Origin of the sequence: Micromonospora sp. NPDC003816 (genome assembly GCF_042874705.1) — a bacterium.
Taxonomy (GTDB): domain Bacteria; phylum Actinomycetota; class Actinomycetes; order Mycobacteriales; family Micromonosporaceae; genus Micromonospora.
The window spans coordinates 26,806-51,573 of sequence record NZ_JBIANP010000017.1; the positions used below are offsets into that span (position 1 = coordinate 26,806).

Consider the following 24,768-nt stretch of genomic DNA (forward strand, 5'->3'; position numbering starts at 1 on the left):
CACCGCTCGATCACGCTAAGGAATCGAGCGTTCGAGTCTGGGTACGTGGTGTACCCGGTGACGGGGCGTACCTAAAGGTCAGCGGCACTCATTCGGCGGGCGAGGTCAACCGCCTCGGCGCGGATCGACGCAGGTGATTCGTGGGACAGCCGGGTGATCAGATCCTGCGCTGCAGGCGAGTAGCGGACCGTCTCCGGTGACGTCGCCTCGGCACGCGTCAGCAGATGAAGGGTCGCTTCCTTCGCGCCCTCCAGATCGGCCGAACGTGCCAGTTCCACGTAATGCCGACCCCGACGCTCTGTCGAGGGGATCGATGCCGGGTCGAGGGCGTGGGCGCGGCGTTGCGCCTCGTCCGGATCGCCGAGGTCTACTGCGCACATGACCGCGTACACGTCGACCAAGGGCCGCGACACGCGGGTCCGCAAGCCTACGAACCCCTCGGGCAGCGCCCGGTCGACGATCGACCGAGCGGTGTCCCAATCCGACCACGCGCCTTGGTCACCGATCCGAGAACGCGTCAGGGCTGCGCAAAGGTGCAGATCGGCGAGGACTTCCGCCCATTCGGGGCCGCCATCCGCTAGGCGTGGTTCGATAAGCCCGCGTGCTTCCCGAAGTCGCTCCAACGCTTCGTCTCCGCGACCGACCGCGCGTAGCAGGTGTGCGGCATACCAGGTCGCCTGTGCGATAGCGAGTGGGTCGTCCGCGTCCAGGGCGGCGTTCATTCCGCGATCAACGGTCAACCAGACCAGTTCACGGTCGCCATGCCACGCCAGATACGCCTGAGCGAGATGGTAAGACTGCGCGAGTAGGGCGAGGCTCGTGCGTCGATCATCGCCCGAATGCAACCGAGCCGCTCGCTGGGTGGCATTCAGCAGGCCGGGCAGGATTTCCCCTGCCGCCGTGCGCTGGTGTCGAGATGTGTGCCAGGTCTGCCATGCGGAATCGACCGCGCCTCGGAGATAGTCGGTGCTCTCCGGTTCGCCGTCGACGGCGAGGTGCCAGGCGGTCAACGCATGGCGGACCTCCGTTACTGCGGGATGGCTGGCCCGACCATCGAGAGACAGTGCCACGGACGGTCCGAAGAGATCACCGAGATCCCGAACCCCGAGGTGTGGTGCCATCTGCTGTGCGGCACGAAGGGTCAACGATCGACGTCCGTTCTCGATGAACTTCACCGTTGTCGCTGATAGTCCGCTCAAGTTGGCAAGGCGTTCACGGGAGAGCCCGGCGGCACGACGTAGCCGCTCGACACGCTGGCCCGGCTTTAGCTGCTGATCACTGATCACGAACCACACCTCATTACATGGGGTACATCGTGTACCTCACGGTACGCGCAGCTTCCGGAGCCGGGAAGAGTTAGGAGTTGATCAGTGCCCATGGATGGCGCGGACGCGCAAGAACCCTCACTTCCCAGTTGGGCGCTGTGTCGATGGTGGTGGAAGGTTGGTGTCGGGTGCCGGCTGACTTCCTCCGGCCATATTGGATAATGCACACCATGGCGTTGATCAAAGTGTCACTGCTCGACGGAAGACCAGGCGAACTGCACTCTCTGTTTGGTTGGCTTCAGCGCGCCGACGAACTCCGCGGCAGGGTGCGGACGCTGTCTCGGCAGCCCGGTCCAGACGAGATGGGTGGCGCCATGGAGATCATCTCCGTTGCGCTCGGCAGTGGTGGAGCGGCTGCGGTGCTGGCAGGTGCGCTCAACACGTGGTTGCAATCGCGGCGTGCTCGGATCAGCGTGGAGTTCGTCGTCGAGGAGACGGGTGAAACTCTCCGTAAGGTCGAGATCGAGGCCGGCAACGCAGGCGCAGTCAAAGAGCTGTACGACACGCTCTCGGCAGACCGGAAGGTGTCATGAACGCGAGGCTTCCGGAGCGAGATGGATCGCGCGCCCTGCTGATCGGGTCGTCCCGCTTCTCGCACGACGGCCTGCATGATCTTCCGGCAACCGTCAACAACGTGCAGTCGTTGGCTGATTCCCTCACCGATCCGGACTTGGGTGGCCTAGATCCGTCAGGCTGCCGGATGTTGATCGACCCGGCGACTCCGCAGGAGGTCGGGGATGCGATTGACGCCGTCGTCAACGAAGCGCTGGACACGATCGTGGTGTACTACTCAGGCCACGGCATGCTGAACCAGCGCGGTGAACTGTTTCTGGCCGTTGAATCCACCGACCCGGATCCGCGTCGGGTCCGCTACTTCGGCGTCCCGATGAGTTGGCTCCGGTCCGCACTGGCCGACAGCCCTGCACGCAACCGGGTCCTGATCCTGGACTGCTGCTTCTCGGGCCACGCTACCGAGGCTATGTCGGGCACCGCCCCGGCGATCAGCGGGAACCTCGACATCCATGGGACCTACACTCTGGCGTCCGCGCCGGCACACGAGACCGCAGTTGCCCCTGTTGGTGCTCAGTTCACTGCTTTCACCGGCGAGTTGTTGCGTACGTTGCGGCAGGGCGTCACGGGTGGCGGCGCACTGCTGACGCTTGGCGACATCTACCTGGCGCTGACTCGGGCGCTGCCGGCGAGGGGCATGCCCCGCCCGCAGCGTCTCGGCACGGGCTTGGCCGACCACATCGCACTGACTCGCAACCCCGCCTATCGGTCAGCAACTCCGCCGGCTGCGGCGCCGCGTCCGGCCCCGGAACCGCGTCTCAGCTCTGCCACGAGTGGCGAACGGGTGGCGAACGAGCGCGATCCGAAGGTGGCCGCCGAGTTCCACGCAGCCATGCTGGATGGTTACCGCAGGGCCAAGAAGGAGTTGAACTACAACGCGGGCTACTTCCTACAGATGGTGCAGCAAGTAGGCGGGCTTGAGGCGGCCCGCCGGCTAATCAGGGCAAATTCGGTCTCCAGCGGCTTCACCACCCTGTGGGAGAAGGGCAGACTCGATCTCGCAGTCGAGGCGGTGGTGCTGCAAGACCGGTTCGCCGGGCTCTTCACCGACGAGGAACTCGACATCGCCCGGAATCGGTTGGCGGAGTACGGGTACTCGCCGGCTCAGACTTCGTAGACCTTCACCACCTCGTCGCCGTAGTGGTTGACCACCTTCACCGCGATCTTCCCTGACTTGGGTCGAGGGAACGGGCGCGAGTGGTGGCCGTAGAGGCTGGACCAGGCGGACTCGTCGATCTGCGCGCGTAGAGCCTTGCGTAGTCGGGAGTACGGGTCCAGCCCGTCCGGCTTGCCTTCGCTCCCGGCGAAGTAGATGTGCCGGACGAAGAACTCTTCCTCGTTGTAGTCGGTGTCGATCATCCACAGTGCGATGTCGCCGACGCCGTTGTCCGGCCGCAGTTCCCCGGTGGTGGGGTTGTAGACATCAACGCCACGGATCTCGACCACGAGCCCATCCGGCACCGGGTCGATGGCGATGTCCGGCTCGCCGAAAACCGTGAAGAGGTTGGCGGTCCCGGTCTTCTTGAGCAGCGTGTCGCCCATGGCCAGATCGGCGTTCATCCGCACGAGCAGGATGGGAAGTCGGCCGAGCTGCCGCTGCTCCGCCACCGTTGCGAAGTCGTCGCCTTCCGGAGCGAACTCGCCGGCTGCCTCGCTGGCCCGCCCGTCGAAGCCGAAGGCACACACCAGCAGCAGGTCAAAACCGACACCCTTGAGTGCCTCCCGAGCCGCGTACTTGACGAAGTCGGCGTCCACTGTGCCGTACTGAGGGCCGACGCTTACCGCGATCCGCGCCGACGTGCCCTCGTCGTCGTTGCGTCGCGCGGCCTCCGCGTGGACGAACTTGCCCGGATACGGATTCAGCGAGGCGAACTCCAGCCGCTCGTTACGCCAGCCGTTCTGTACACCTGCCTTGGTCAGGTTGTCCAGGATCGTCTTGACGTAGGCGTTGACATCGCCCCCTTCGGTCTGCTCCTCGCCGATCGAGAAGTTTGCCGACCGATGCGGTGACAGGCTCTCCTCGGTGAACTTGCCCGCCACCCGGATGCGCTTCTTGTCCTCGTATGGCCGGTCGTAGAGCAGTTCGGTTTCGGCGTGCCGGGCGATCGCCGCGTCGATCTCCTTGCGGCTCATGCCCTCCTTGATGTCCGGGTTGTTGGCGATGGACTTGAGCGTCACGTGCGGGACACGCTCGTACACGAAGCCCTTGCGGATGTCATTGCCGGGCGGTGTAGGGGCCGCCTCGGTGCCGGACAGCTCGCGCTCCTTGGCCCGACCCTCAACAGAATCGGCGAGCAGGTAGGCGGGGTACTTCGCACCGACCAGCCGCTGCCGCGCGAGCGTGATCGCCACCCGCGAGGTGTCAATGGTGATCCACCGTCGACCCCACTGCTCAGCCACGTATGCGGTGGTCCCTGAACCGCAGGTCGGATCCAACACTAGATCCCCCGGATCGGTGCACATCAACATGCATCGCTCGACCACTTTGGTGTTGGTCTGCACGACGTAAACCTTGGGATCACCGAAACCGGATGTAACTGTGTCATCCCAAAGGTTACTAAACGGGAACGCTGCGAAATCGTCGAAGTATCGTACGTATGTTAGCGTGTTGCCGACGGGCATGAGGCGGCTGGCGCTCTTGAGGCGTGCCATGCCAGGCTCATTCGTCTTCCAGCGTGCTTGCATTCCGGGAGTGAAAGTACGCCCCTCTACGCGTACTTCAAACCACGATGACGCACCTTCTCCTTTGGCTCGCCCAGCGCTTTGGCTAGTAAGTTGATCCCGCCTGAACAGGCGTCCAGGCCTTCTACCAAGGAGGGCATCCTGGTCTGCCTGCATCCGGACGCCATCGGGTGTTTCTATCCAACTATATTGGCCTGAGCCTTGGCCGCCGTACTCGCGAGTTTTGAATAGCTGGCGATACTTGACTCTGCTGCGGTCCAAGCAATACCAGAGAATGTAGTCGTTCACCCCACCCAGATGGTCTCCGGTTGAGCTAGTGGTCTTCTTGTAAGTGATTAGCGAAACGAAGTTCTCGGGGCCGAAGACTTCGTCGAGGAGGCAGCGGACGAGGTGGACGTTTTCGTCGCCGATCTGGACGAAGACGCTGCCGGACTCGGTGAGTAGGTCGCGGGCTATGATCAGCCGGTCGCGTAGGTACGCCAGGTAGGAGTTGATGCCCAACTCCCAGGTGTCCCGGAACGCCTTGATCTGCTCAACCTCGCGGGTGACGTCCGCGAGGTTGCCGTCCTTGACGTCCCGCTTGCGGGCTGACATCTGCCAGTTGGAGCCGAACTTGATGCCGTACGGCGGGTCGATGTAGATCATCTGGACCTTGCCGCGCAGCCGCTCCTTCTCGGCAAGCGACGCCATGACGCGCAGCGAGTCGCCGAGGATCATGCGGTTGGACCAGTTGGCCTCGTGCTGGTAATACTCGACCGACTGCCAGTTGTCCAGCCCGTCGAAGTCTGCGTAGTCGTCGGCGAAGAGACCGAGCTGTTCGTTCTCCCGGGGGCGGGACTTCTCGCTGGCCCTGCGCAACTCCTCGACCAGGGTGCGCGGGGCGACCTTCTCCTGGACGTAGATCGGCGGGGCCTCGACCACCAGGTCCTCGGCGTCCTGTTCCTCTTTGCCGATCCAGACGAGCTGCGGGTCCAGACTCGGATCGCGCTCCTTCTTGACCTGCTCGATCCGGGCGGCGTCAGGCGAGACGAACTCCTGGCCGTCCGCCGTCGGCAGATGCACCCGACGGTCCGTCGGGTGCGCGATCGCCTGCACCGGCACGTTGCTGACGGTGGGCTTGCGACTCCTCGGGGGCATCAGACCAACTCCTCGTCGGCGGGTGCGGCGTCGGTGAGCGCCGACGCGCCTTGCAGGGCGAACAGCGCATCGATGGCAGGTCGAAGGTCGCGTTTGGCGGTGGTCGGGTCACGAAGTTCGCAGAAGCTCCAGCGCCCGAACCGGCCGCTGTTGTTGACCGCCTGCACCCAGAGATTGCGGGCGGCCCATGCCTTCTGCGCGGCCTCGGACTGCGACTTGCGACCGCCCGACACCTCCACGATCAGGGTCCGGGTGATCTCATCGCCGGTACTGGCCAGCCTCACCAGGAAGTCCGGGTAGAACTTCCGGCTCCGCCCGGCGTGCTCGTACGGGATGAAGAAGTCGAGGTGGTCGTTGCGGACGTACGCGGCGACCTTGTCCTCCGGCAGCGACTCGATAGCCTGGGCGACGGCCCGCTCCCAGGCGTTTCCGTCCTTACCGTCGAGGGTCACGAGGTTGACCTGGCACCGTCGCGGGTCCGTCGGCCAGACCTCCCTGGTCGTTCGGAAGTCGACGCTCGAAGTGGTGCCGACCGGGTCGGCCGTCCGCAGCACCGGCAGCACCCACCGTTCCCGCCGGCCGCCCTGCCAGGTGATCGACTGCCAGACCTTCTCTACCGCCTCGGCCTCCCGAAGCAGGATCAGACCAACTGCCTGGTCGTCCCGGACGTCGACGCATCGACGGAGCCACTGTTGAGCGATCTCCAGCACCTGCGGGAAATACCACGGCCGCAGGTCGCCGTCTCCGGTGCGCAACTTGCGCCTCAGTACTTCACTGGCTAGTCGGTAGACGACGAACTGTCCACGGAGGCGCTTCAACCGTTCGAGATCGTGCACATCCTCCTCGCCGACCTGTCCCGCCACCATGGTCTTCGTCGGTAGGTCCTGTCGAGACAAGACCATCTTGAGGTCGGGATCTCTGAAATCGCCGACCAGCGGCGCGTCGGGTATCTCCAGGTGGTATCCGACCACCCGCGGGAAGGTGATCTCAAGCTTCGCCGCGTCGCGGTCCGGCTCGGCCCGCACATTGCGGACCGGCTTCATCGGCAGTTCCCGGCTCACCGCCACCGTGGGGATGAACTGGAACGGAACGCCGTAGACATCCGCATACTCGGGAGTGAACATGCCGTTCTCATCGGCGACGTATGAGCGTCGCCGCAGGCCCCGGCCGACCACCTGCTCGCAGAGCAGTTGCGTGCCGAAGGCCCGCACTCCCAGGATGTGGGTGACCGTGTTGGCGTCCCAGCCCTCCGTCAGCATGGAGACGCTGACGACACACCGCACCGGCTCACCGAGCTTTCCCGGTTTGCCGACGGTGTTCATCACCTCCCGCATCAGTTCCGCGTCGCCGATGTCGTCGGCGCTCCGGCCGGGGAAGCGCTCGGCGTACTCCTGTTTGAACTCCGCGATCTCTCGTGCTGCGGTACGGCGGAACTCCGGTGACAGGCTGCCGGACTCGAACTCCGCAGCGTCGACCAGGATCGTTTGTTGCCGGTGCAGCCACTGCCCGTCCGCCACATTGCTGAACAGGGGTAGCTGTCCGGCGGTCGGCAGCAGATGTCCGGCCTGCTCACGGTCGTAGCCGCCAATCCACTCATAGACGGCCTTCGAGATTGTCGTGTTGCTGCAGACGACGATGAAGACGGGTGGCGGTTGCCCGTGGGCGGCAGCCTCCGACTTCTCCCACGCCTCGAACGCTGACACGTAGGAGCCATAGAGACTGTGCAGGGCGGCGGTCAACGCGCCAGGCAGATCCGCTGCGGTGAAGTCCTGGTGGGATCGGCGTCCGCCCTTGGGCAGGGCGTCGCGGATCTCCTGCCAGAGATTCAGGTAGGTCACGCGGTTGGCGACCCGGTCGTCGTCGACCGGTACCCGGGGGATCTTGACGATGCCGGCCTCGATGGCGTCGATCAGCGAGAAGTCGCTGACCACCCAGGGAAAGAGCGTGCCCTCCCGGTAGCCGGATCCGGCCAGGAAGAAGGGGGTCGCAGAGAGGTCGTACACCCTCTTGATGCCGACCTTGGCGCGGACCGCTTCCAGGCCGCTGAACCATATGCGGGCCTCCTCGGCCCGGTCGGCGGCCTCTTTGCGCTCGTCGCCGCGCAGATCCTCGACGGTGTCGGCGTCCGGCTCTGGCTCACCGGCACGTCCCCGGTAGCAGTGGTGTGCCTCGTCGTTGAAGACAACGATCTCCGACGATCCGCCGAGTTCGCGCAGCACCCGGGTGACCATCTGGGCCGGGGTCTCCCGGAACGGGTCGGGTCGACCGGGTGCCACCAGTGCCTTGGTGTTTCCGGTCGCGTTGCGGCCGAAGCGGGTTTCGCGGAGCTGGAAGGCGTGGAAATTGGTGATTACCAGCTTTGCCTGGCCGAGGTCGTCGGCGAACTCGGCCGGCACCAGATCACGCTCGCGGTAGTAGTTGCCCGGATCCTCGGGCAGCAGGACCCGCAGCCGGTCGCGGATGGTGAGGCCGGGGGTCACCACGAGGAACCGTTTCGCGAAGGTCCTGTCGTACGGCGCATGGACCTTGTTGATCGTCTGCCACGCGATCAACATGGCCATCACCACGGTCTTGCCGGTGCCGGTCGCCATCTTGAGGGCGGCTCGTGGCAGACCGTTGTTGTGCTCAGCGTTGTGCGCGTCCAGATCGTTGTTGATCCAACTTCCCTGCCACTTGGTCGCTCCCTCGGCAAGGAAGATCGCCGTCTCGACCGCCTCACGCTGGCAGAACAGGATTTTGTTGTCCCGCTCCGGATCGCTCCAGTACTCCAGCAGGCGGCGGGTCACCGGGGTGACGTTCGGCCAGCCCGCCGTCCGCCACGCGTCGACCCGTTCCCGGACATCATTGACCTGCTTGTTGGGCTTGATGTCGTCTTCGGTGAAGACCTGCAACTCAAGCTGCTGTCCCCGCTTGCGAGGTCGCGGCACCGGGATGAAGAAGCTCGACGGCCGCCGCTGCTCCTCGACCCGGTCGGTGATGCCGTCCCGGTCGAAGGCGAAGTGGCGGGTGGGGCGGCCGTATGGCGAGTTGATGATCGGGTTGTCGATGACCCGGTCGCTCAACGCTGACCTCCCGGTTGAGTTGGATGTTGCAGATTCGAGCGACAGCCTATACCGGCCGTTAGATATCGAGGCTGAGGAGCCTGTTGTGGCGTTCAAAGGGCGGTCGACGCTACGAGTGCGCATGGTCGCGTACCGGAGGGTGATGTTGAGTGCGCTTGCGTTCGCGTCAGAGAACCTGGGACAGGAAGCGGCGTAGGCGCGGGTGCTCGGCCGACTCGAAGATCGCGGCCGGCTCGCCGGCCTCCAGCACCACTCCGGCGTCCATGAACGCGACGGTGTCGGCGACCTCGCGCGCGAAACCCATCTCGTGGGTCACCACCACCATGGTCATGCCCTGCGACGAGAGGTCCGCCATCAGCGACAGCACGCCCTTGACCAACTCCGGGTCGAGCGCCGAGGTGGCCTCGTCGAAGAGCATCACCTGCGGCTGCATGGCCAGCGCCCGGGCGATGGCCACCCGCTGCTGCTGCCCGCCGGACAGATGCGCCGGCCGGGCGTCGGCCTTCGCCGCCAGCCCCACCCGGTCCAGGTGGGTACGCGCCACCGCCACCGCCTCGTCCTCGCCGAGCTTGCGGATGCGCCGTAGCGCGACGGTGATGTTGCGCAGCACGCTCATGTGCGGGAAGAGGTTGAACTGCTGGAACACCATGCCGACCCGCTGCCGCAGGGCGTCCGGGTCGTCGCGCAGCACGCTGCGTCCGTCCAGCAGCACGTCACCCTTGTCCGGTTCGAGGAGCCGGTTGACGGTCCGCAGGAGCGTCGACTTACCGGACCCGGAGGGGCCGATCACGCAGGCGGTCGCGCCGCGTGCGACGTCCAGGTCCACCCCACGCAGCACCTGGTGAGGGCCGAAGGCCAGGTGTACGTCGCGCAGGCTCAGGCTGACCGAGGTGCTCATCGTTGGTTGCCTCCGGCGGCGCCGGGCAGCGCCAGGTCGAGGTCGTCCGGGTCGTCACCGGCCGGTCCGGTCGCCGGGCGGCCGTGCCGCAGCCGCCGGTCGATCCAGTTGACGACGTGCGTCAGCGGCACGGTCAGGGTCAGATAGAAGAGCCCGGCGAGCAGCAGCGCCGACTGGTTGCCGGTGTTGGCCGCGTAGTCCTGCCCGATCCGGAACAGCTCCCGCTGGCTGGCCAGCAGACCGAGGAAGTAGACCAGGCTGGAGTCCTTGATCAGTGCGATGAGCTGGTTGACCCAGGCCGGCAGGACCCGCCGGACACCCTGCGGGATCACCACCACCCGCATCGCCTCCCACCAGGAGAAACCGAGCGCGCGGGCGGCCTCCACCTGGGTGGCCTCCACCGACTGGATGCCGGAGCGGAAGATCTCCCCGATGTACGCCGACGCGATCAGCGACAGCGCCAGGATGCCCAGCGGGTACGGGTTGGGTCCCCACACCTGCATGCCCAACGGCGCCAGACCGACCCCGATCAGCAGGATCGTCGCCGCCGCCGGCAGACCGCGGAACACGTCGGTGTAGACCCGGGCCGGCCACCGCAACCAGCGGGTACGCGAGATGCCCGCGACGGCCAGCACGATGCCCATGGCGGAGCCGAGCAGGGCGGCGGTGACCGCCAGGATCAGCGTGTTCGGCAACCCGACGGTGATCATGTCGGGCAGCGCCTCGCGCATCGACTCCCAGTCGAAGAACGTCTCCCACAGGGTGCGCAACGGATCCACGGTCGACCTCCGCCCTACTCGCTCGTCGTCCTACCTCAGGAGGCGGCCGGCGCCGACACCTCGCCGCTGCCCGGGGTGAAGTCGGCCGGGATCGGCCGGCCCGGGTAGTACTGCTCCTGGAGGCGGGTCCAGGTGCCGTCGGCGATGACCTCGTCCAGGGCCCGGTTCAGCGCCTCGCGCAGCGTGTCGTTGCCCTTGGCGACCGCGTACGCGGTGGGTGCCGGGCTGAGTTCCTTCGCCGCGACCGTGATCCTGCCGCCGCTGTCGGCGGCGGTCTTCTCGCCGATCTCGGCCGGGGCGATCCAGGCGTCGGCGGTGCCCGCCTTGAGCTGGTTGATCGCGCCGTTGTAGTCCGGCACCCGCACCGGGTCGAGGCCACGCCCGGTGGCGTAGTCGTCCTGGACGGTGCCCTGCACGACGACCACCCGCTTGCCCGACAGCTCGTCGAAGCTCGCCAGCGTCGAACCGGCGGGCACGTCGAGGCCGAAGTATCCGAAGTCGTAGCCGTTGCCGAAGTCGACCGTCTTCTTCCGCGCCTCGGTGATCGTGATCGAGGAGCTGCCGACGTCGAACTTGCGGTTGTTGACCTGGGCGAGCAGACCGGAGAAGTCGGTGCCGACGAACTCGACCCGCAGCCCGAGCTTGTCGGCGGCGGCGACCAGCAGGTCGTTGTCGAACCCGGTGAACTCGCCGTCCTTGAGGTACACGTTCGGCGGTGCGTCGGTCAGCGTGCCGGCCCGCAGCACCCCCGGCTGGAGCAGGTTGTACGGGTTCTCGGCGGGGTCACCGTCCGCGCCGCAGGCGGTGAGGGTGACGGCGGCGAGCACGGCGGTGACGCCGACGGCGGCGGCCCGGGTGAGGGCAGGAAGGAATCGCACAGGTGTCTCCTGATGAGCGGCGGCGGGCACGCACGTGCCACACCGACGGTCCGCCGTGGGACGGACCGCGAAGGATGGGAACGAACGGGGTGGTCGTCCGACCGGGTGGGGTCGACGGCCGGGTGGCGACGCGGTCAGCTACACGCGGCGCTGCACACCCGCATCATGTCGACGTGCCGACGCCGGGTCAGGTGCCGGCAGGCAACCGGTCGATCGGGGTACGCCATGGCTCTCCTCGAGGTCGTGATGACCTGGGACACCAGGCCACGCTTGCACCGGAGATCGCTCCGATGCCTGGTCCTCACCCGGGGCACCCCTGCGCGGACGAGGGTTGCCGGCCAGCGAGCCGGGGCTTGACGCTGACGCTCTTGACCTGCCGCCGAGGCTAGCAGCCCGTGACGGGGCAGCGTCCACCCGTTATGACCACGCTCACGCGGGGTGTTGCCCGCTGCCCGCGTGATCCCTTACGGTCTGCTCAGCGGTGGGCGGTGCGGTCCGCATCCGACCCGACACCGCCGGTGGTCCGTCACGCGGACCGGGGAGGTGGAAACCCCGGGCCCCGCGCACGTGGCGGTCGGGACCGGCGGGCGAACCCCGACCGGCGGTCGGCGCGTCGAGGCGCCGGGCCGACGGTGTCCGGGGCGCGGAACCCACCGGGAGCACCCCGTGTATCTCACCCCTCACGAGCAGGACCGCCTGCTCGTCCACGTGGCGGCGGACGTCGCCCGACGCCGCCGCGAGCGCGGCCTGCGTCTCAACTACCCGGAAGCCGTCGCGGTGCTCACCGCCTTCCTCCTCGAAGGTGCCCGCGACGGGGCGTCCGTGGTCGACCTGATGGCCTCCGGCCGCACCGTCCTGAGCCGGGACGACGTGCAGGACGGCATCCCCGAGCTGCTGAGGGAGGTGCAGGTGGAGGCGACGTTCCCGGACGGCACCAAGCTGGTGACGGTGCACCACCCGATCCCGTGATCCCCGGGGAGATCCTGCCGGCGGCGCGGCCGGTGGAGATCAACGCCGGACGTCCGGTGACCACGCTGCTCGTGGTGAACACCGGTGACCGGCCGGTGCAGGTCGGGTCGCACTACCACTTCGCCGAGGCCAACCCGGCCCTGGACTTCGACCGGTCCGCCGCCTGGGGGCAGCGTCTCGCCGTACCGGCCGGCACGTCCGTGCGGTTCGAACCGGGCGTGAGCCGCACCGTGGACCTGGTGCCGCTGCGCGGCGCGCGGATCGTCCCCGGCCTGCGCGGCGAGTGCGCCGGCCCGCTGGACCCGGCCCCGACGACGGCGGTGCCCGACGGCGGCGCGCAGCGGAGCGGAGCGACGGCATGAGCATGGTGGAGCGGGAGCGCTACGTGGCGCTCTACGGGCCGAGTACGGGCGACCGGATCCGGCTGGCCGACACGAACCTGCTGATCGAGGTCGAGCACGACCACTGTGCCGGCGGCGACGAGGCGGTCTTCGGCGGCGGCAAGGTGATCCGCGAGTCGATGGGGCAGTCCCGGGCCACCCGGGCCGAGGGGGCCCTGGACACCGTCATCACCGGCGCGGTGGTCCTCGACCACTGGGGCGTGGTCAAGGCGGACGTGGGGATCCGCGACGGGCGGATCGTCGCGCTGGGCCGGGCGGGCAACCCGGACACCATGGACGGTGTGCACCCGGAGCTGGTGATCGGACCGGCGACCGAGGTGATCGCCGGCAACGGCCGGATCCTCACCGCCGGGGCGGTCGACACCCACGTGCACTTCATCTGCCCGCAGATCGTCACCGAGGCGCTGGCCGGTGGTGTCACCACCCTGGTGGGCGGCGGCACCGGACCGGCCGAGGGGACCCGGGCCACCACCGTCACGCCGAACGCCTGGCACCTGGCCCGGATGCACGAGGCGCTGGACGCGTTCCCGGTCAACGTGCTGCTGCTCGGCAAGGGCAACACGGTCTCCGCCGAGGCGCTCTGGGAACAACTGCGGGCCGGTGCCGGCGGCTTCAAGCTGCACGAGGACTGGGGCACCACCCCGGCGGCGATCGACGCGTGCCTGCGGGTGGCGGACGCCTCGGGCGTGCAGGTCTCCATCCACACCGACACCCTCAACGAGGCCGGGTTCGTCGCGGACACCCTGCGGGCGATCGGCGGCCGGGCGATCCACTCGTACCACACCGAGGGGGCCGGGGGCGGGCACGCGCCGGACATCATCACCGTCGCCGGGGAACCGAACGTGCTGCCCTCGTCGACCAACCCGACCCGTCCGTACACCCGCAACACGCTGGCCGAACACCTCGACATGCTGATGGTCTGCCACCACCTCAACCCGGCGGTGCCGGAGGACCTGGCGTTCGCCGAGAGCCGGATCCGACCGTCCACGATGGCCGCCGAGGACCTGCTGCACGACCTGGGCGCGATCTCGATCATCGGCTCCGACTCGCAGGCGATGGGCCGGGTCGGCGAGGTCGTGCTGCGGACCTGGCAGAGCGCGCACGTGATGAAGGCGCGGGTGGGGGCGTTGCCCGGTGACGGTGCCGCCGACAACCACCGGGCCCGGCGTTACGTGGCGAAGTACACCATCTGCGCGGCCATGGCCAACGGACTCGACCACGAGATCGGCTCGGTCGAGCCGGGCAAGCTCGCCGACCTGGTGCTCTGGGAACCGGCGTTCTTCGGCGTCCGACCGCACCTGGTGATCAAGGGCGGGTTCATCGCGTACGCCCAGATGGGGGACGCGAACGCCTCGATCCCGACGCCGCAGCCGATGCTGCCCCGCCCCATGTTCGGCGCGTACGGCGTGGCGGCCGCCGCCACCAGCCTGGCGTTCGTGGCACCCGCCGCGCTCGACGCCGGGCTGCGCCTGGACGTGCGTCGCCGGGTGGTGCCGGTGGCCGACGTACGGCAGCGCGGCAAGACCGACCTGCCGGAAAACGGTGCGCTGCCGCGCATCGAGGTGGACCCGGACACCTTCACCGTCCGCATCGACGGCGAGGTGGTCGAACCCGACCCGGTGACCGAGTTGCCGATGGCCCAGCGCTACTTCCTGTTCTGATGAGCGCGCCGACCATGCTCCTGCTGCTTGCCGACGGGCGGTTCCCAGCGGGGGCGCACGCCCACTCGTCGGGGCTGGAGGCGGCTGTCGCGGCCGGGCGGGTGACCGACCTGGCCACGTTGGGGGAGTACCTGCGCGGGCGGCTGGCCACCGCCGGGCTGGTCGCGGCGGCGTTCGCGGCGGCGTCCCGTCGGGCCGCCCGGTCGGCCGGACGCCGGGACCTGCTGGCGCGGCTCGACGCCGAACTGGACGCCCGGACCGCGTCGCCGGCCCAACGGGCGGTGTCCCGTCGCCAGGGCCGGGCGCTGCTGCGGGCCGGGCGGGAGATCTGGCCCGGTGACACCTTCGACGACCTGCCCGCCCGGCCGCCCGGCCCGCACCAGCCGCTGGTGCTGGGGTTGGTCGGCGCCGCAGCTGGTCTGGACCCGGCGCAGGTCGCCACGGTCGCCGCCCACGCGACGGTGACCGGTTCGGCAAGCGCCGCCGTACGTCTGCTCGGCCTCGATCCCTACCGGGTGCAGGCCCTGCTGGTGCGGCTCGCGGTCGCCTGCGACGCCACCGCGGCGCGGGCGGCGCGGGCCGCCGAGGAACCACCGGAGCGGCTGCCGGCCGCCGCCGCTCCGCTCGCCGACATCCATGCCGAAGTCCACGCCACCTGGGAGGTGCGTCTCTTTGCGTCCTGAGACCGAGCACGACGAGTCCGTTCCCCACACCCACCCGGAACCCGGAGTCGACCCGCACGCCCCGCTGCCCGCCGCGTCGCGGGCGCTGCGGGTCGGCATCGGCGGTCCGGTCGGCTCCGGCAAGACGGCGCTGGTCGCCGCGCTGTGCCGGGCCTTCGCCGACGAGTTGCGGCTGGCGGTGGTGACCAACGACATCTACACCACCGAGGACGCCGACTTCCTCAAGCGGGCCGGGGTACTCGACCCGGACCGGATCCGGGCCGTGGAGACCGGCTGCTGCCCGCACACCGCCATCCGTGACGACATCGGTGCCAACCTCGACGCGGTCGACGAGTTGGCCGAGGCGCTGGGCCCGCTGGACCTCGTGCTGGTGGAGAGCGGCGGGGACAACCTGACCGCCACCTTCAGCCGAGGTCTGGTGGACCGGCAGATCTTCGTGGTGGACGTGGCCGGCGGGGACAAGGTGCCGCGCAAGGGTGGCCCCGGCGTGACCGCCGCCGACCTCCTGGTGATCAACAAGACGGACCTGGCCCCGATGGTCGGCGCCGACCTGTCGGTGATGGACCGTGACGCGCGGGCCCGCCGGGGCAGCCTGCCGACGGTGTTCCAGTCCATCACCGAGGATCCGCTGGCCACCCGGGTCGCCGGGTGGATCCGGCACGAGTTGGCCCACCACCGGGCCGCGACCGCGCACGCCGACCACCCGGTACCCGCCGGGCAGGCCTGATGCGTGCCACCGCCCGGCTGCTGGCCCGCGCCGACCGGCACGGCCGCACCGTGCTGGCCGAGCTGCGGGGCGAGAGCCCGCTGCTGCTGCGGCAGGTGCCGGCGTCGGACGGTGGCGTCACGGTGTACGTCGTCGGCGGTGCGGCCGGTCCGCTCGCCGGCGACGACCTGCGGCTGGACGTCGAGGTGGGCCCCGGTGCGGTGGTCCGCGTCCGCACCGTGGCCGCCTCGATCGCCCTGCCCGGCCGCCCCGGCGCGGTCTCCCGGATGCTGGTCCGGGTGACCGTCGCCGCCGACGCCACGCTGCACTGGCTGCCGGAGCAACTGGTCGCGGCGGCGGGTTGTGCGCACGTGGCCGACGCCCAGGTGGATGTCGCCGAGGGCGGCACCCTGCACTGGCGGGACGAACTGATCTGCGGTCGGTACCAGGAGGCACCCGGCAACGCCGAGGTCGTCACCCGGGTCGACGTCGGGGGCCGGCCCCTGCTGCGGCAGTCGCTGGCGGTCGGGCCGGACACACCCGGCTGGGCCGGACCGGCGGTGCTCGGCGGCGCACCCGCCACCGGCTCGCTGCTCGTGGTCGACCCGTGCGCACCGTCCGTACCCCCGGCGGTCATGGGCACGGTCGCCCGGTTGCCACTGGCCGGCGGCCCGGCCACCCTCTGGACCGCCACCGCCCCGGACGCGCACACCCTGCGGTGGTACCTCACCCCGACGGCGACGGCGTTCCCGGTCGACGGCGACGAGGCCGTCCGAGTCGGGTGAGCCCCGCCGGCTCGCGGCGACCGATCCGCTCCACTCTGGAGGAGGGGGCGGCGATAGATGGGCGGGTATGGCAGGGTGTGTCCGGTGCCGGTATCCCGCCGGTCGCACGCCGGACCAGAGGAGTGGCAATGGTCGAGCAGATGAGCCGTCGGGCCGCGATCGGGATCGGGGCCGCTGCGGCGGCCCTGGTGGCGACACCGGGCGGCGCTGCCGCCGCGCCCGGTACGTCGGGCGGTGCGGCACCGTCCGGTCACGATGCCGCGCAGGCGCTGATCCGGCGTACCTATCGGCAGCAGAAGGCGCGGGCGGGCGGTGCGTGGCGTTCGCACGTGGCGATGGTGGACGACTCCGGTGCGCTGCGGACCGTGGTGGCCGACGACGTCGACCGGGTGACGCACGGGTACAGCGTGCAGAAGCTGGCCGTCGCGGTGGCGGTGATGGACAAGATCGACCGGGGTGAGCTGGCGCTCGGCCAGCGGCTCGATCTGACCGGCGACATCATCCTCGGTGGCAGCGGCATCTACTTCCTGCACACCGTCTGGGGTGACGAGATCACCGTGGCGAACTTCCTCACCGCCATGCTGCTCGTCTCCGACAACACGTCGGTGCGGATGTGCGGGCGGGTGGTGCCGGCACTGGAGATCAACGAGATCCTCGCCGCCAAGGGCTTCACGCACACCCGGGTCGAGCCGGTGGCCAACCCGAACCGCTTCTTCCTCGGCGTCACCACCCCGCGCGAGACCCACGACCTGCTGTGGCGGCTGGCCACCAAGACCCTGCTGTCGACCCGGTCGTGCGACTTCCTGCTGGGCATCCTGCGCTGGGTGAACGGCTACCACGACGGGATCCGTCGCGACATGTCCTCGGCGGAACGCAGCCGGGTGGCCACCAAGTACGGCGCGGACTACGACGAGAGCGGCGCGGCCCGGCACGAGGCCGGCATCATGTTCGACGCGACCGGCGCGCCGACGCTGACCTACGCCTTCTTCGCCGACTCCCTCGGCGACCTGGACAACTACGGCGGCACCCACCCGGCGGTACGCGCCCACGCGACCCTGGGTCGGGTGATGTTCGACGCCGTCGGGCCGGTCACCAACCGCGCGGCACGAGCCCGGCACTCCGTCAACCGGTTCCGCCCGGTCAACGGCGGCTGACCCGACGTCACCCGGCACCGTGGCCGGCCGGCCACGGTGACCCGCCCGCCGGCCGGTGGCGGCGTCAGACCCGGGTGGGGGCCGGGCGGCGGTCCGGCTCCAGCCGTCCGATCAGGTCGTCCAGGTGCGCGGCCAGGTCCGCGTCACCGGAGGCGGTCAGCCCGGACAGGTCGGTGTGGACCCGCGCGGCGATCCGCTCGTGCTCGCGTCGCCCCCGGTCGGTCAGGTACGCCCGGATGCGTCGCCGGTCGAACGGGTCGACCCGCCGGAACACCAGGTTGCGGTCCACGAGCTGGTCGACCAGCTTGGTCAGGGTGCCCGGGGGCAGGGACGCCTCGGCGGCGACCTCGCTCATCGGGTGCCCCCGACCGTCGGCGAGCAGGCAGAGCACCCGCCACGCCTCGATGGTGAGCGACTCGACGGCGAGCACCCCACCGACCCGGCGGGCGAGCAGACGCTCGGCGCGGGTGAGCAGGGGAAGCAGGTCGGCTGCGGAGCCGGGAAGGTCTGACATGGCACTCCCGCCTGGCGGTTGCCGAGTCATCGTACCGAGACGTCCCGTCTGCTGGGGAGGTCTGGTCATCATCCCCGGCTGCGGCCACGATGTGTTCATGTCCGCGCCGGCACCGGGGTACGGGCGCCCGCAGGCGGGGGAGAGGCTCGCCGCCGGGGCGCCCTGGCTCACCGTCGACCGGGGCGTGGTCAGCATCGCGCTGGTGTACCCGATGCGCGGACCGGCCGGCATGTTCGGCCCGAGCTGCGAGCAGTGTGCCCAGCTCGCGATGGAGGAGGTCAACCAGCGCGGCGGGGTGCTCGGCCGCGAGCTGCGGCTGGTGCCGGTCGACGGCGGTGCGCCACCGGCCGAGGTCGCCGCCGAGGTGGAGGCGTTGGTGTCGACGGGCGCCGTGCAGGGCGTCACCGGCTGGCACATCTCGTCGGTCCGGCAGGCGGTGGCGCCGCGCATCGCGCACCGGGTGCCGTACGTCTACACCGCCCTGTACGAGGGTGGCGAGCGTACCGAGGGGGTCTTCCTGACCAGCGAGACGCCGGACGCGCAGCTGTGGCCGGCGATGCGGGTGCTCGCCGCCGACCTCGGGGTCCGTCGCTGGTTCGTGGTGGGCAACGACTACGTCTGGCCGCGCCGGACCACCCGTGCCGCCTACCGGTACGCGCTGAACAGCGGCGGTCGGGTGGTCGGGCACCACTTCCTGCCGTTGGAGACGCACGACTTCGTCGAGGTGCTACGACGTATCGAGCGCAGCGACGCGGACGCGGTCCTGATGCTGCTGGTCGGTGCCGACGCGGTCCGGTTCAACCGGGCCTTCGCGCGGTCCCGGTTGGACCAGCGCTGCCTGCGGTTGAGCACGCTGATGGACGAGAACATGCTGTTGGCCAGCGGGGCGACGAACACGCGGGGACTGTTCAGCACGGCAGGCTTCTTCGCCGGGCTGGTGACGCCGGAGAATCTGGACTTCCACGGTCAGTTCGCCCGCCGGTTCGGGTTGGAGGCGCCGCCGCTGGGCAGCCTCGGTGAGTCCTGCTACGAGGGTGTGATGCTGCTGTCCGCCCTGATCGCCAAGGCCGGCACGCTGGACGTCCGCGCGGTGGAGGCGTCCGCCGACGTGGTGTCGTACGACGGGCCGCGCGGCGAGCTGCGGTTGCGTCGTCGGCACGTACGCCAGCGGATCTATCTGGCCGAGGCCGACGGCCTGGACTTCACCGTCCTCGCCGAACTCTGAGCCGGCCGACCGTGGCGTGACCCGACCGTGCCTTGACAGGGTCGCGCGCCGGCCACATAAGATACTTCCTGTGTGAAGTATCCGGCCCTCGGTCGGGATGCGACCAACCACCCGCCGATGATCGGTAATTGCCGTCGTCGCGGTTCATATTGTTGTGCCGGTGCCATTCCGTCGATCCTCGCGGCGGGGCTCCGGCATTTTCTGTATCCGCTCCCGTGAACGGCGCCAGTCAGCGGAAACAGTCTATTGAGGATCGGGAAACATCCGCGCAATGAAGCGGATCGAAGCTTTCCCTGCCCGATATCCGAATCGCTGCCCGGGTCGGCGTCCACCCGTCGTTCCAGGCAGCGCGACGCACCTCAACGGACCGCACCGCACCGCACAGATCCGCACTTTACGACCCGGGACCGACGTACGTTCCCGGGCACTGACTCCACGCCCAGGCGCGAAGCAGGGAGCATTGATGACACTGATCCGGGGCCGCCGCATCCTGGCGGGTGCCATGACCCTGGTCGCCGCAGCCGCACTGGCCGCGTGCGGCAGCAAGACCACCGATGGGAACACCTCCGCCGGCGTCAGCGCCGACGTCTCCGGCGACACCGTCAAGGTGGGCCTGCTCAACTCCCTCTCCGGCACCATGGCCATCAGCGAGGTGACCGTCCGCGACGCGATCACGCTGGCGATCGAGGAGATCAACAGCGCCGGTGGCGTGCTCGGCAAGAAGATCCAGCCGGTCGGCGAGGACGGCGCCTCGGACTGGCCGACGTTCGCCGAGAAGGCCGAGAAACTGATCCGTGAGGACCGCGTGGCCGCCGTCTTCGGATGCTGGACCTCGGCCAGCCGCAAGGCCGTCAAGCCGGTGTTCGAGAAGAACAAGGCGCTGCTGTTCTACCCCGTGCAGTACGAGGGACTGGAACAGTCTCCGTACATCTTCTACACCGGTGCCACCACGAACCAGCAGATCGTTCCCGGGCTGGAGTATCTGAAGGCGCAGGGTGCCAAGTCGCTCTATCTGGTCGGCTCCGACTACGTCTTCCCGCGCACCGCGAACAAAATCATCAAGGCGTACGCCGAGGCCAACGGAATGACGGTGCTGGGGGAGGACTACGCCCCGCTCGGGTCCACCGAGTTCGGCACCATCACCAACAAGGTGAAGTCCGCCGGCGCGGACGCCGTCTTCAACACCCTCAACGGCGACAGCAACGTGGCGTTCTTCAAGGAGTACAAGTCCGCCGGGTTGACGGCGGCCACCATGCCGGTGGTCTCGGTCTCCATCGCCGAGGAGGAGGTCAAGAGCATCGGCACCCAGTACCTGGAAGGCCAGCTCACCGCCTGGAACTACTACCAGACCACGCCGGGTGCGGCGAACGAGAAGTTCGTGGCCGCGTACAAGGCCAAGTACGGCGCGGACAAGCCGACCAGTGACCCCATGGAGGCCGCGTACGTCTCGGTCCACCTGTGGAAGGCGATGGTGGAGAAGGCCGGCACGTTCGACGTGGAGAAGGTCCGGGAGGCCGCCGACGGCATCACCTTCGAGGCGCCGGAGGGTCTGGTCACCGTGGACGGTGCGACGCAGCACATCGCCAAGACGGCCCGCGTCGGCAAGGTCGGCGCGGACGGGCTGATCGCCGAGGTCTGGAACTCCGGCCAGCCGATCACCCCGGACCCGTACCTGAAGAGCTACCCCTGGGCCGGCGGCCTGAGCTGACCGACGCCCCGGTCCCACGGCCCGGACGGGAGGAGTCCCGTCCGGGCCGACCCCCACCCGCAGTTCGGAGTACCCACCGTGACAGTTCTCATCGGTCAACTCTTCACCGGCGTCAGCATCGGCGCGGTGCTGCTGCTGATCGCGTTGGGTCTGGCGCTCACGTTCGGCCAGATGGGCGTGATCAACATGGCGCACGGCGAGTTCATCATGGCCGGCGCCTACACCACCTACGTCCTGCAACAGGTGATCACCGCGGCCGGCTGGTCGCTGCTGGTGGCGCTGCCGGTGGCCTTCGTGGTGGCCGGCACGATGGGCGTCCTGCTGGAGGCCCTGCTGATCCGCCGCCTCTACGCCCGGCCGCTGGACACGCTGCTGGTCACCTGGGGCGTGTCGCTGATCCTGCAACAGCTCGCCCGGGACGTCTTCGGCAGCCCGAACGTGCAGACCCGCGCCCCGGAACTGCTCACCGGGAACATCGCCCTGCCCGGCGGGATCACCGTCGCCAACAACCGGCTGTTCATCCTGGCCCTGGCCGGTGGCGCGGTGGTCGCGCTGACCCTCGCGTTGCGCCTCACCCCGCTGGGGCGGCGGATCCGTGCCGTGGTGCAGAACCGCGACCTGGCCGCCGTCTCCGGCATCGCCACCGCCCGGGTGGACCGGACGACCTTCTTCATCGGCTCCGGCCTGGCCGGCATCGCCGGAGTCGCGCTCACCCTGCTCGGCCCGATCGGTCCCACCATGGGCACCAACCTGATCATCGACGCCTTCCTGGTCGTCGTGGTCGGCGGCATCGGCCAGCTCAAGGGAACCGTGATCGTCGCCTTCGCGCTGGGTGTGCTCCAGGCGTCCGGCGAGTACCTGACCACCCTCAGCGTCGCCAAGGTGATGGTGTTCGTCGCCATCGTCGCGTTCCTCCAGTGGCGACCCCAGGGCATGTTCACCCTGCGTACCAGGAGTTTGGCATGACCACCGTCGCCAGAGATCCCGTCACCGACGCCGCACCCGCGCCCCCGCCGGCCACCCCGGCCGCCGGCCCGTCCCGGCACCGGTTCCGGGCCGCCGCCGGGTTCGCGTTCGGCGCGGCCCTGCTCTTCGCCGTCGCCCCGCTGCTGCTCTCCGACTTCCGGCTGTCCCTGCTGGCCAAGTACCTCTGCGTGGCGATGGTCGCGGTCGGCATCGGCCTGGCCTGGGGACGCGGCGGCATGCTCGCCCTCGGCCAGGGCGTCTTCTTCGGCCTCGGCGGCTACGCGATGGCCATGCACCTCAAGCTCGCCGACGCGGGTCCGGGCAACATGCCCGACTTCATGATGCTGTACGGGCAACTCGACGAGTTGCCGCTGTGGTGGCGCCCGTTCGCCAGCCCGTGGTTCGCCCTGCCCGCCACGGTGCTGCTGCCGATGGCGGTCGCCTTCGTCCTCGGGTCGCTGGTGTTCCGCCGCCGGGTCCGGGGCGCCTACTTCGCCATCCTCAGCCAGGCCCTCGCCGCCGCCATGGTGATCCTGCTGATCGGCCAGCAGGGCACCACCGGCGGCACCAACGGCCTCACCGACATCCAGGGCTTCTTCGGCTACGACCTGGACGACCCGGTCAACCAGCGGATGGTCTACTTCATCATCGCCGGTACCCTGTTGGCGTTGCTGGCCCTGACCCGGCACCTGATGCAGAGCCGCTACGGCGAACTGCTCGTCGCGGTCCGCGACGGCGAGGAACGGGTCCGTTTCCTCGGCTACGACCCGGCCACCGTCAAACTGGTCGCGTACGTGGTGGCTGCGGGGATGGCCGGGCTGGCCGGGGCACTGTTCGTCCCGGCGGTCGGCATCATCTCACCGGCGCTGATCGGCATCGTGCCCTCCATCGAGTTCGTCATCGGTGTCGCCATCGGCGGTCGCGCCACCCTGCTCGGGCCGGTCCTCGGCGCGGTCGCGGTGGCATGGGCCCGGACCGCCCTGTCGGAGCGGTTCCCGGGCACCTGGACGTACCTCCAGGGCCTGTTGTTCGTGGTGGTGGTGGCCTTCCTGCCCGGCGGTCTGGCGTCGCTGGTCGGCCTGGTGCGCCGCCGCTCCGACCCACCCGCCGATGGCGGGCCGCGGCCCGGTCCGTTCGGGCGACTACGGCGGCGCAAGGTGGAGGCGGCATCGTGAGCGAGCAGCTATACGGGCTCTACGTGCGTGACCTGCGGGTGAGCTTCGACGGTTTCACCGCCGTGGACGGCGTCAGCCTGGACGTCGCGCCCGGCGACATCCGGTTCCTCATCGGACCCAACGGTGCCGGCAAGACCACCCTGGTCGACGCCGTCACCGGGCTGGTCCGGGCCACCGGCTCGGTCCGCTTCGGCGACCGGGAACTGCTCGGTCGTCCGGTGCACCGGATCAGTCGCCTCGGCGTCGGTCGGACGTTCCAGACCTCGACGGTGTTCGAGGAACTGACCGTGGTGCAGAACCTCGACATCGCGGCCGGGGCCCGCCGGAGCTGGGCGACGCTGCTGCGCCGCCGGCACGGGGTGCCCGACGAGGTGGCCGAGGCGCTCGACGTGATCGGCCTGGCCGACCGGGCCGAGCAGCTCGCCGGCACCCTCGCGCACGGGCAGAAGCAGTGGCTGGAGATCGGCATGCTGCTCGTCCAGGACGCCCGCCTGCTGCTGCTCGACGAACCGGTGGCCGGCATGAGTCACGAGGAACGCGACGCCACCGGCCGCCTGTTGGAGAAGGTCGCCCAGGACCGCACGGTGGTGGTGATCGAGCACGACATGGACTTCCTGCGCCGCTTCGCGCGGACGGTCACCGTGCTGCACGCCGGTCGGGTGCTCAGCGAGGGCACCGTGGCGCAGGTGCAGGCCGACCCGCGCGTGCAGGAGGTCTATCTCGGTCACCCGGTCGACGCCGGGTCGGCCCCGACGGCTACGGAGGCATGATGCTCAGTCTGCGCGGCGTGCACGCCGGCTACGGGCGCAGCCGGGTGCTGCACGGCGTCGACGTCGAGGTGCCCGACGACGGGGTGTCGGCGGTCCTCGGGCACAACGGCGCCGGCAAGTCGACCCTGCTGCGGGTCGCCGCCGGCCTGCTGCGTCCCAGTGCCGGTCGGGTCGAGCTGGACGGGGTGGACATCACCCGGCTGGCCCCGCACGAGCGGGTCGCCCGAGGTGTCGCCTACGTGCCGCAGGGCCAGCAGTGCTTCCCGCACCTGACGGCGGCGGAGAACCTGCGTCTGGTCGCCGACGGTCGGCGTGACGGCGCGGCTGCCACCGACGAGGTGCTGGACCTGTTCCCCGCGCTGCGCGGGCTGCTGCGTCGCCGGGCCGGGCTGCTCTCCGGTGGCCAGCGCCAGCAGTTGGCCATCGCCCGTGCCCTGATCACCCGGCCCCGACTGCTGATGCTCGACGAGCCGACCGAGGGCATCCAGCCGTCGGTGGTGACCGAGATCCAGGAGCGGATCGTGGCGCTGATCGCGCAGCGCGGGTTCAGCGTGCTCCTGGTCGAGCAGCACCTCGGCTTCGCGCTGCGGGTGGCCGACCGCTACCACGTCCTGGAGTCGGGGCGGGTCACCTCGGCCGGCGACGGCGGGGCGAGCGCGGAGCGGACCGTACGCCAGGCGCTCGCGGTCTGAGCCCGCCGAGGCTCCGGGACCCCTGCCC

General features: G+C 69.4%; 22 protein-coding genes and 1 riboswitch. Of the genes, 15 read left to right on the forward strand and 7 right to left on the reverse strand.

The window, feature by feature from the left end:
• Nucleotides 1-71: 71 nt before the first annotated feature.
• Nucleotides 72-1,283: a helix-turn-helix domain-containing protein gene (locus ACFYTT_RS29530; protein ID WP_176095866.1), complete on the reverse strand. Its 1,212-nt coding sequence runs from the start codon at nt 1,281-1,283 to the stop codon at nt 72-74.
• Between the two features lie 212 nt (nt 1,284-1,495).
• Here ACFYTT_RS29530 and ACFYTT_RS29535 point away from each other — a divergent pair, with 212 nt between their 5' ends.
• Together ACFYTT_RS29535 and ACFYTT_RS29540 are read left to right on the forward strand one after the other, a co-directional pair.
• Entirely contained in the window at nt 1,496-1,858 is a 363-nt protein-coding gene (locus ACFYTT_RS29535) for a hypothetical protein (RefSeq protein ID WP_387264114.1), read from the forward strand.
• Nucleotides 1,855-3,012 (forward strand): caspase domain-containing protein, encoded by a 1,158-nt coding sequence (locus ACFYTT_RS29540; RefSeq protein WP_387264116.1) that lies wholly within the window; start codon nt 1,855-1,857, stop codon nt 3,010-3,012. Before ACFYTT_RS29535 ends, ACFYTT_RS29540 begins: the two co-directional genes overlap by 4 nt.
• On the opposite strand, the gene ACFYTT_RS29545 is transcribed toward ACFYTT_RS29540, so the two are convergent.
• From ACFYTT_RS29545 to ACFYTT_RS29565, 5 genes are all read right to left on the reverse strand, one after another.
• Nucleotides 3,000-5,678 (reverse strand): site-specific DNA-methyltransferase, encoded by a 2,679-nt coding sequence (locus tag ACFYTT_RS29545; protein WP_387264118.1) that lies wholly within the window; start codon nt 5,676-5,678, stop codon nt 3,000-3,002. The genes ACFYTT_RS29540 and ACFYTT_RS29545 overlap by 13 nt on opposite strands.
• A 35-nt stretch (nt 5,679-5,713) precedes the next feature.
• Nucleotides 5,714-8,776: a BPTD_3080 family restriction endonuclease gene (locus ACFYTT_RS29550; RefSeq protein ID WP_176094279.1), complete on the reverse strand. Its 3,063-nt coding sequence runs from the start codon at nt 8,774-8,776 to the stop codon at nt 5,714-5,716.
• A gap of 166 nt (nt 8,777-8,942) precedes the next feature.
• Nucleotides 8,943-9,674: an amino acid ABC transporter ATP-binding protein gene (locus ACFYTT_RS29555; RefSeq protein ID WP_176094278.1), complete on the reverse strand. Its 732-nt coding sequence runs from the start codon at nt 9,672-9,674 to the stop codon at nt 8,943-8,945.
• Nucleotides 9,671-10,453 (reverse strand): amino acid ABC transporter permease, encoded by a 783-nt coding sequence (locus ACFYTT_RS29560; protein WP_176094277.1) that lies wholly within the window; start codon nt 10,451-10,453, stop codon nt 9,671-9,673. The genes ACFYTT_RS29555 and ACFYTT_RS29560 overlap by 4 nt, the downstream gene beginning before the upstream one ends.
• Before the next feature lie 35 nt (nt 10,454-10,488).
• Nucleotides 10,489-11,331: an ABC transporter substrate-binding protein gene (locus ACFYTT_RS29565; protein ID WP_131055127.1), complete on the reverse strand. Its 843-nt coding sequence runs from the start codon at nt 11,329-11,331 to the stop codon at nt 10,489-10,491.
• A gap of 261 nt (nt 11,332-11,592) precedes the next feature.
• A riboswitch (SAM riboswitch) is annotated at nt 11,593-11,705 on the reverse strand.
• Between the two features lie 292 nt (nt 11,706-11,997).
• Between ACFYTT_RS29565 and ACFYTT_RS29570 the strand changes: the two genes are divergently transcribed.
• The 7 genes from ACFYTT_RS29570 (at nt 11,998) to ACFYTT_RS29600 (ending at nt 17,690) form a co-directional block, all read left to right on the forward strand.
• Nucleotides 11,998-12,300 (forward strand): urease subunit gamma, encoded by a 303-nt coding sequence (locus tag ACFYTT_RS29570; protein WP_131055129.1) that lies wholly within the window; start codon nt 11,998-12,000, stop codon nt 12,298-12,300.
• A complete protein-coding gene (locus tag ACFYTT_RS29575) occupies nt 12,297-12,662 on the forward strand; it encodes an urease subunit beta (protein ID WP_387264124.1) in 366 nt (121 codons plus the stop codon). The genes ACFYTT_RS29570 and ACFYTT_RS29575 overlap by 4 nt, the downstream gene beginning before the upstream one ends.
• Nucleotides 12,659-14,362, forward strand: a complete 1,704-nt coding sequence (locus ACFYTT_RS29580; RefSeq protein ID WP_131057779.1) for an urease subunit alpha — start codon at nt 12,659-12,661, stop codon at nt 14,360-14,362. Before ACFYTT_RS29575 ends, ACFYTT_RS29580 begins: the two co-directional genes overlap by 4 nt.
• Entirely contained in the window at nt 14,362-15,045 is a 684-nt protein-coding gene (locus ACFYTT_RS29585; protein WP_176094275.1) for an urease accessory protein UreF, read from the forward strand. Before ACFYTT_RS29580 ends, ACFYTT_RS29585 begins: the two co-directional genes overlap by 1 nt.
• Nucleotides 15,035-15,772 carry an urease accessory protein UreG gene (ureG, locus tag ACFYTT_RS29590; protein ID WP_131057516.1) on the forward strand — a complete coding sequence of 246 codons (738 nt, stop codon included), beginning with the start codon at nt 15,035-15,037 and terminating at the stop codon, nt 15,770-15,772. Before ACFYTT_RS29585 ends, ureG begins: the two co-directional genes overlap by 11 nt.
• Complete coding sequence (locus ACFYTT_RS29595; protein WP_387264129.1) at nt 15,772-16,536, forward strand: urease accessory protein UreD; 765 nt, start codon at nt 15,772-15,774, stop codon at nt 16,534-16,536. Before ureG ends, ACFYTT_RS29595 begins: the two co-directional genes overlap by 1 nt.
• 128 nt (nt 16,537-16,664) lie before the next feature.
• Nucleotides 16,665-17,690: a serine hydrolase gene (locus ACFYTT_RS29600; protein ID WP_387264132.1), complete on the forward strand. Its 1,026-nt coding sequence runs from the start codon at nt 16,665-16,667 to the stop codon at nt 17,688-17,690.
• Between the two features lie 64 nt (nt 17,691-17,754).
• Here ACFYTT_RS29600 and ACFYTT_RS29605 read toward each other — a convergent pair whose 3' ends face one another.
• On the reverse strand, nt 17,755-18,204 hold the full coding sequence (locus ACFYTT_RS29605; RefSeq protein ID WP_387264134.1) for a MarR family winged helix-turn-helix transcriptional regulator: 450 nt from the start codon (nt 18,202-18,204) through the stop codon (nt 17,755-17,757).
• 97 nt (nt 18,205-18,301) lie between these two features.
• On the opposite strand from ACFYTT_RS29605, the gene ACFYTT_RS29610 reads away from it, so the two are divergent.
• From ACFYTT_RS29610 to urtE, 6 genes are all read left to right on the forward strand, one after another.
• A complete protein-coding gene (locus ACFYTT_RS29610; protein WP_387264137.1) occupies nt 18,302-19,429 on the forward strand; it encodes a substrate-binding domain-containing protein in 1,128 nt (375 codons plus the stop codon).
• Nucleotides 19,430-19,892: 463 nt separating this feature from the next.
• A complete protein-coding gene (gene urtA, locus ACFYTT_RS29615; RefSeq protein WP_176094271.1) occupies nt 19,893-21,137 on the forward strand; it encodes an urea ABC transporter substrate-binding protein in 1,245 nt (414 codons plus the stop codon).
• Between the two features lie 78 nt (nt 21,138-21,215).
• Entirely contained in the window at nt 21,216-22,103 is an 888-nt protein-coding gene (gene urtB / locus ACFYTT_RS29620) for an urea ABC transporter permease subunit UrtB (RefSeq protein WP_387264140.1), read from the forward strand.
• Nucleotides 22,100-23,278, forward strand: coding sequence for an urea ABC transporter permease subunit UrtC (gene urtC, locus ACFYTT_RS29625; RefSeq protein ID WP_387264143.1), 1,179 nt, complete (start codon nt 22,100-22,102; stop codon nt 23,276-23,278). The genes urtB and urtC overlap by 4 nt, the downstream gene beginning before the upstream one ends.
• Nucleotides 23,275-24,048 carry an urea ABC transporter ATP-binding protein UrtD gene (urtD, locus tag ACFYTT_RS29630; protein ID WP_387264146.1) on the forward strand — a complete coding sequence of 258 codons (774 nt, stop codon included), beginning with the start codon at nt 23,275-23,277 and terminating at the stop codon, nt 24,046-24,048. The genes urtC and urtD overlap by 4 nt, the downstream gene beginning before the upstream one ends.
• Complete coding sequence (gene urtE / locus ACFYTT_RS29635) at nt 24,048-24,740, forward strand: urea ABC transporter ATP-binding subunit UrtE (protein WP_176095865.1); 693 nt, start codon at nt 24,048-24,050, stop codon at nt 24,738-24,740. Before urtD ends, urtE begins: the two co-directional genes overlap by 1 nt.
• Nucleotides 24,741-24,768: the final 28 nt, after the last annotated feature.

Excerpts from the sequence above, each read along its gene's own strand:
- ACFYTT_RS29535 (WP_387264114.1), top strand. The coding sequence starts at position 1,496 with ATGGCGTTGATCAAAGTGTCACTGCTCGACGGAAGACCAGGCGAACTG.
- ACFYTT_RS29540 (WP_387264116.1), top strand. The coding sequence starts at position 1,855 with ATGAACGCGAGGCTTCCGGAGCGAGATGGATCGCGCGCCCTGCTGATC.
- ACFYTT_RS29555 (WP_176094278.1), bottom strand. The coding sequence starts at position 9,674 with ATGAGCACCTCGGTCAGCCTGAGCCTGCGCGACGTACACCTGGCCTTC.
- ACFYTT_RS29580 (WP_131057779.1), top strand. The coding sequence starts at position 12,659 with ATGAGCATGGTGGAGCGGGAGCGCTACGTGGCGCTCTACGGGCCGAGT.
- ACFYTT_RS29585 (WP_176094275.1), top strand. The coding sequence starts at position 14,362 with ATGAGCGCGCCGACCATGCTCCTGCTGCTTGCCGACGGGCGGTTCCCA.
- ACFYTT_RS29595 (WP_387264129.1), top strand. The coding sequence starts at position 15,772 with ATGCGTGCCACCGCCCGGCTGCTGGCCCGCGCCGACCGGCACGGCCGC.
- ACFYTT_RS29600 (WP_387264132.1), top strand. The coding sequence starts at position 16,665 with ATGGTCGAGCAGATGAGCCGTCGGGCCGCGATCGGGATCGGGGCCGCT.
- ACFYTT_RS29605 (WP_387264134.1), bottom strand. The coding sequence starts at position 18,204 with ATGTCAGACCTTCCCGGCTCCGCAGCCGACCTGCTTCCCCTGCTCACC.
- ACFYTT_RS29610 (WP_387264137.1), top strand. The coding sequence starts at position 18,302 with ATGTCCGCGCCGGCACCGGGGTACGGGCGCCCGCAGGCGGGGGAGAGG.
- urtA (WP_176094271.1), top strand. The coding sequence starts at position 19,893 with ATGACACTGATCCGGGGCCGCCGCATCCTGGCGGGTGCCATGACCCTG.
- urtC (WP_387264143.1), top strand. The coding sequence starts at position 22,100 with ATGACCACCGTCGCCAGAGATCCCGTCACCGACGCCGCACCCGCGCCC.
- urtE (WP_176095865.1), top strand. The coding sequence starts at position 24,048 with ATGCTCAGTCTGCGCGGCGTGCACGCCGGCTACGGGCGCAGCCGGGTG.